Origin of the sequence: Streptomyces lushanensis, from assembly GCF_001700515.1 — a bacterium.
GTDB classification, from domain to species: Bacteria; Actinomycetota; Actinomycetes; order Streptomycetales; family Streptomycetaceae; genus Streptomyces; species Streptomyces lushanensis.
This window is the reverse complement of record NZ_MAUD01000552.1, coordinates 1-6,093: the sequence shown is the minus strand read 5'-3', so window position 1 is coordinate 6,093 and position 6,093 is coordinate 1. Positions and strand designations below refer to the sequence as shown.

The 6,093-nt window shown below is 67.8% G+C and carries 4 protein-coding genes and 1 pseudogene; 2 read left to right on the top strand and 3 right to left on the bottom strand.

Going from position 1 to position 6,093, the window contains the following annotated elements; translation table 11 throughout:
* A partial coding sequence (locus BFF77_RS31140) for an SDR family oxidoreductase (protein ID WP_066956762.1) occupies window positions 1–828 on the bottom strand: 828 nt, incomplete at its 3' end.
* Between the two features lie 73 nt (window positions 829–901).
* The gene (locus BFF77_RS31135; RefSeq protein WP_066956759.1) at window positions 902–1,498 is read right to left on the bottom strand and encodes a TetR/AcrR family transcriptional regulator; all 597 of its coding nucleotides are present in this window, start codon (window positions 1,496–1,498) and stop codon (window positions 902–904) included.
* A gap of 162 nt (window positions 1,499–1,660) precedes the next feature.
* Between BFF77_RS31135 and BFF77_RS31130 the strand changes: the two are divergent.
* Together BFF77_RS31130 and BFF77_RS31120 are read left to right on the top strand one after the other, a co-directional pair.
* Window positions 1,661–2,693 (top strand): annotated as a pseudogene (locus BFF77_RS31130) (SDR family oxidoreductase).
* Between the two features lie 1,461 nt (window positions 2,694–4,154).
* Window positions 4,155–4,400 carry a hypothetical protein gene (locus BFF77_RS31120; protein ID WP_066956753.1) on the top strand — a complete coding sequence of 82 codons (246 nt, stop codon included), beginning with the start codon at window positions 4,155–4,157 and terminating at the stop codon, window positions 4,398–4,400.
* A gap of 319 nt (window positions 4,401–4,719) precedes the next feature.
* Here the strand turns inward: BFF77_RS31120 and BFF77_RS31115 are convergent.
* Window positions 4,720–6,093, bottom strand: a 1,374-nt coding sequence (locus tag BFF77_RS31115) for a tetratricopeptide repeat protein (protein WP_141698584.1), incomplete at its 5' end; no start/stop codon positions are given.

Genomic DNA, 6,093 nt, shown 5'->3' with positions numbered 1-6,093 from the left:
GGCCTCGGCGGCGGCGCCGAGGCGTTCGCGGACCGCGAGCGCGATCTGGTGTAGGGAGACGGCGTCGCCCGCGGCGGCGATGAAGCGCTGCCCGGCGGCCTTGGGGTCGCTCATGGCGCGCAGGTGCAGCTCGGCGGCGTCGCGGACGTCGACGACGGCGAAGTAGAGCCGCGGGGCGCCGTGCAGGGTGCCGCCGAACAGGTTGGTGATCATGTTGATCGAGGTGGAGTGGTCGGGTCCGGTGACGGGGCCGAAGATGCCGACCGGGTTGATCACGGTGAGCTCCGGCGCGTTGCCCTCGTGTTCGGCGAAGTCCCAGACGGCCTGTTCGGCGAGGGTCTTGGACTTGATGTAGGCGGGGATGTCGCTGTCGGGGTCGGTCCAGTCGTCCTCGGTGAAGGCCCTCTCGGTGGCGGGCCGTCCGTAGCCGATGGCGGCGAAGGAAGAGGTGACGACCACACGCTTGACGTCTTCGTCACGGGCCGCGCGCAGGACGCGCAGGGTGCCTTCGCGGGCCGGGATGATCAGGTCGTCCTCGTGGTCGGGGGTGCCTGCGGGGAAGGGGGAGGCGGTGTGCAGGACGTAGCGGCAGCCGGCCACCGCTTCCGCCCAGCCGTTGTCCGCGGTCAGGTCCGCCTCCACAAAGGAGAGCCGGTCATCCGCGTCGGCGCCCATGGCCTTCAGGTCTTCTCGGACCTGTGTCGCCTTGGCCGGCGAGCGCACGGTGGTGCGTACCCGGTGGCCCTCAGCCAGGGCCTGGGCGATCACACGGCCGCCCAGGAAGCCAGAGCCTCCGGTGACCAGGACGGTGTCGTTCGATGTACTCATGAGGTGATGCCTCGCTGTTCTGTGCACAGTCGCCCAGTGGCATGACGGGGGTGCCGGCAGGCGATCGCGGTGGTCAGGGGCCGGTGGTCAGGGCCGGCAGCAGCAGGGCGTCGATGGCGGCGATCAGCTGGTCGGCGTCGGCTTCCGTGCCGGTGAAGAGCTTTTTCACGAAGAACGTGCCGAGCAGGAACATCTCGGCGTGCTGCAGGGCGGGGTTGTCCGGGCGGATCGTGCCGTCTTCGACGTGCCGGTCGAGGATGGTGCGCAGCGCGTCGAGGTAGGGGGCGAGGAGCACGTCCCGCAGGGCCTGGGCCAGCTGGGGGTCGGCTGTGACGGCCTGCCAGATGCCCAGGGTCGGCGCGCCGACCGGGTGCGGCGGCGGCATCAGCCGGGCCAGCGCCACCAGGTCTGAGCGTAGGTCACCGGTGTCGACGGGGGGCAGCGGCGGGTACTTGCGCGCCATCATCGCCGTGATCACCAGCCTGGGCTTGTTCTCCCACTGCCGGTACAGCGTGGCGGTGCTCGCTCTGGTGCGCCGAGCGACCTCGTCCAGGGTCGCCTGCTCATAACCGACCTCGGCCACCAGGTCGAACGCGGCGTCGAGGATCTCGCGCTCGCGCTCCTCGGTCAGTCGCTTGCGCCGGCGTGGGGCCGGCGACCGCTCGTCCATTACTGCTCCTCTCTCGTTGGCTCGTTCGGGTGTCCGGCTGCCCGGGAAACCCACGTAGCGAAAATACGTTTTCGACAGTACGTTTTCGTTAAGGGGTTTTCAAGCCCGACGACCGACACGAGCGGCCCGGTGGCCCGGCCGCCCGGAAGAGAGAGCATCACCATGAGTGAGCAAACGGTTCTGGTGACCGGCGGAAGCGGTTTCCTCGCCGCGCACTGCATATCCCAGCTAGTCGAGCGCGGATACCGGGTACGGACCACCGTGCGCGGCGCCGCCAAGCAGGCGCTGGTAACGGACAGTGTCAGGGCGGCCGGGGTATCGACGCTCGAAGGGCTGTCCTTCGCCGAAGCCGATCTGACACACGAGGAAGGATGGGCACAAGCGATGGACGGCTGCGCCTACGTCCTGCACGTCGCCTCCCCCTTCCCCGCCCAGCAGCCCCGGGACGAGAGGGAACTGATCGGTCCCGCGCGGGAAGGCACCATGCGGGTCCTGCGCGGCGGCCGGGGTGGAGCGAGTGGTCCTCACCTCGTCCTTCGGCGCGGTCGGCTACGGCCACCCGGCGACTCCGCGGCCGTTCACCGAGGAGGACTGGAGCGACCTCTCCGGTCCCGGCGTCACCCCGTACGTGAAGTCCAAGACGCTGGCCGAACGCGCGGCATGGGACTTCGTGATGGAAGGGACCGCCGGCTTGGAACTGGCCGTGGTCAACCCGGTGGGCATTTTCGGACCCGCCCTCGGACCACGTCTGTCGGGGTCGCTGCAACTGATCCACGCGATGATGGACGGCAAGATGCCCGGCGTCCCCGACCTGTCCACGGCCGTGGTCGACGTCCGGGACGTCGCCGACCTGCACCTGCGGGCCATGACCGCGCCCGAGGCCGCCGAACGGCGCTTCATCGCCGCCGCCGGTGACGCAGTGCCCTTCACCCACATCGCCGCCACCCTGCGTGAGCGCCTGGGCGAAGGCGCCAACCGGGTGCCCCAGCGGCGCCTGCCCAGCCTCCTCGTGCGCGCCGGGGCGCTGGCAGTGCCCGCGCTGCGCGAGATGCGCGGCAACCTCGGCGTGGTCCGCCATGTCGACGCCACCCGGGCCCGCACCCTGCTGGGCTGGCAGCCGCGCTCCACTGAGGACGCGCTCACCGCCAGCGGCCGAAGCCTGCTCGACCTCGGCCTGCTTGACCCCCGCCACTGAAAAGACGCAGACGTCCACCTCCAACGAATGACCAGTTCGACCCCACCAAGAAGGTAAGACGGGCAGCCTGCCGCTGAGGCTTATCACGTTTCTGGAAGACGCACATCGGCGCGGCGTCCTGCATCAGGCTGGAGGCGCGTACCGCTTCCGGCACATCGAGTTGCGTGACCGCCTTGCGCAAGGCGCGGTCGAACAGACGCGAGTCGGAGCTCGACAGCTCGGCAGGGGGAGCCCGGCTCATGTCTGCGGCGCTCGCCCTCGCGCTCATTGTGGGGCTCTACGCCGTGACGCTCCGCGGGGCCGCCCAGGCCGAACTCGTGACCGGACCGGTGCGCTCACTCCCCTCCGCGTGCAGGCTCCTCGACCCCCGGCGCATCACCGCACTCACCGAAGATCCGGTCACTCACGCACCAAGGGCAGCGAAGTACACGATGGTTGGGTGGCAGCCGGGCTGCGTCGTGGACGATCAATCACCGTCCGGGCGAACGTTTCGCATCGAGATCGGTACGTATGTCGTCGGACCTGCCCTCCAGTGGAGTGGCGGTGAGAGCAGCTTCACAGATATTCGGCAGCACCAGTAGTAGTGACTTCGATCTGAGCCCGCGGGGCGTGCAGGTGTCACGACGTCTCGGCAATCTCGGTGACGAGGCGCATCTGTACGTGGGACGCTGCTACGTCGACGATGTTGAGCGGCTGTCCCCGCCAGTAGCCGTGATTCAGGTGAACAAGGACAATGCGTCGGTCACCGTCTGTTGCATAGAACGCACGCCGACTCTAGGCCGTTTCGTTTGGAAGGGAGCCATGACTGCAGCCACCACCATCACGGAGTACGTCGGTGCGGCTGCCGTCATCGTCGCCGCCACGGCGCGGGCACTGCTGGGGTGGCTGTGCTCAGAGCTGGGGGATGGCAAATGTACGCCGGACGGGTATTGCTCCGAGATCACCGCGTGGCCCTGGCCGAACTGCCCGCACCCTCTACCGGGACTGTGCCGACCAAGGCAGTTACCCCCTTCTGGCACGGCTGATTCTCGCCCGCGTTGATCGCGGAGGCAAGCCGATGTGATAGGAACCGTGCGTCATTGAATGGATATCTACCGTGTTGGTAGGTGTTCCCAGAAAGGCCCCCCGATGGGTAGGAAGTCGCGGGCGAAGCCCGGCTCACCGGACGAGTCGACGGACGACCAGATGACGTTGTTCGCCGCCGCGACCAAGCCGATGCCGAAGCGCCCGCCCGGGCCGCTCCCACGTAACAAGATCTTGAGGCGACTCGGCTTCTCGCGGAATGCAACATCCCGCGCCTGTACGGCTGCGACAAGCGCTCGCAGGTCCGCAACGAGGAAAGCGACACGACCTGCGGGGGACACAGCATGTGCCGCGACTTACTCGGGTCTGATTTTCGATCTCGGTCCGGACGAGCCGCTGAATGAACTGAGGGCCGCCGTCACCCGGGCGTTCGAGCTCGTGCGCGGACCCGATGCCACCACCTACGACACCGGCGTGCTGCACCTGACCGAGTCGTACGCCACCGCAGAGGTCACTCTGGATCACTTCCATCAGATCCACCGACGCGTACGCCGAGTCCGCCCCAGCCATGCCCCCCTGCACATCGAGTCCATCACGCTGGTCGACGTCGTCGCCAACGACACTGAGAAGACCATCACCTGGGAGGCCGTCGCCCCGGCAATTCCGCTCGGTGGTGGGCATTGACGCCACGGACGCGACTCTGATGATTGTCCCGTCGCAAATGATCTGGTCCGTGGCCAGGGCCGTGACCCAACCTGGAGGCTGGATTCGACGTCGGCAATCGGCCCCACCGAATTGGCGATCGCTGGCGCCGACGAATGTTCGATGACGGTCTGCGGTGGCCCCGCCCTGTGGGCGAACCCACAGGCGGCGGAGAGGAGCGGGCCGGCCCGCGATGCCCGGCCCGCGATGCCCGGCCCGCGAGGGGGCGATGGTGGCTGTCGGGTCCAGCACTGTCCGGCCCACATGCCTCAAAAAGTCGCGTGTTGCGGAGCCTCGTCCATCAGGCGACCGACGCGCGCAACAGGCTCCTCACATTGTTCGACTCCGGTGCTCCCAGCCCCTCGAAGATACCAAGGGCCTCGTGGAAGCAGACCTGCGCCCGGCGCGATTGTCCGATTTCATTGAGGGCGCGCCCGAGCATGGTCAGGACGTTGCCGCGGCGCCAATCTCCACCAATGTCTCGCAGCAGCGTCAGGGCCATTTCGGCGTTGACAGATGCCTGGACGAAACGCCGTGCGGCGAAGTCGACTTCGGCGAGGCGGAACTGGGTCATACCCATCCACAGTCGCTGACGGCTGTCGCTGAACACCCGGAGGGCCTGTCCCAGGCACTCGGTCGCCTCCGCCAACTGCCCGTTCTGCGTGAGCGCGAGCCCAAGTGCGTAGCGGCCGTTGGCCCCCCGCAGTGCATATCCCATCTCATCGTAGATTGTCATGCCCTGGCGGGCCAGGGCAACCGCTCTCGCCGTACGGCCGGTCGCCAAGTAGATGCGTGAGAGGTTGCACAAGGCGCTTGCCTCGCCTGGACGGTCTCCGAGGGCTCGGCAGTTCTCGACAGCGCGGTCCAAGTGCGCCTCGCCCGCGTCGTACCGGTTCTGGTACAGCGCGACCGTACCGCTGATGTGGGACGCTCTGCAGCTGGTGAGCAGGTCGTCGGCAGTCTGAGCCAACTCGATCGCCTGCTGGGCTTCCCAGAGGGCCTCGTCGAACATGCCGGAGACCTGGTGTGCGGAGGCCAGTGCCGTCAGCGCCCGTGCCTGCGTTCGGGGGTCTGGCACCTCTTGCGCCGCGCGCCGCAAGAGCGCCGCGACCGATTCGTACTCCTTGCTGCTGGCGCCGGACTCCGCCAGGTCGACGGCCGACATCAGGGTGTCTACGGCGCGGCGCAGCGTCCTGGGCCGCGCAGCCTGACGGACGATTGCCAGTAGGCAGGTCGCCTCGGAGTACAGCCAGTCCTGCGCCGCGTGCCGGTCTGAGAAGGTCAGACCCGGGTACTCAGGACGTTCCAGGTGGTCCACCAGCGGATCCCCGGGCCGCTCGATCCGGTAGACCCCCAAGAGCGTGGACGAGTAGAAGTCCAGCAACCTTGATAGCGCGGTCTCCCGCTCGCTCGGCGGGTGCTCGTCGCGTTCGGCGCACGCACGCGAGTAGAGCCGTACAAGGTCGTGGAAACGGTAACGGCCAGGCGCAGCAGATTCCAGCAGCGAAGTGTCGACGAGGGACTCCAACAAGTCCTCGGCATCTTCCACAGGCAGGTCCAGCACAGCGGCAGCTGCGGCCAGGGAAGTATCCGGTCCGTCTGCCAGTCCGAGCAGCCGGAATGCCCGAGCTTGAGCTGGCTCCAACTGTCCATACCCCAGTTCGAACGTCGCCTG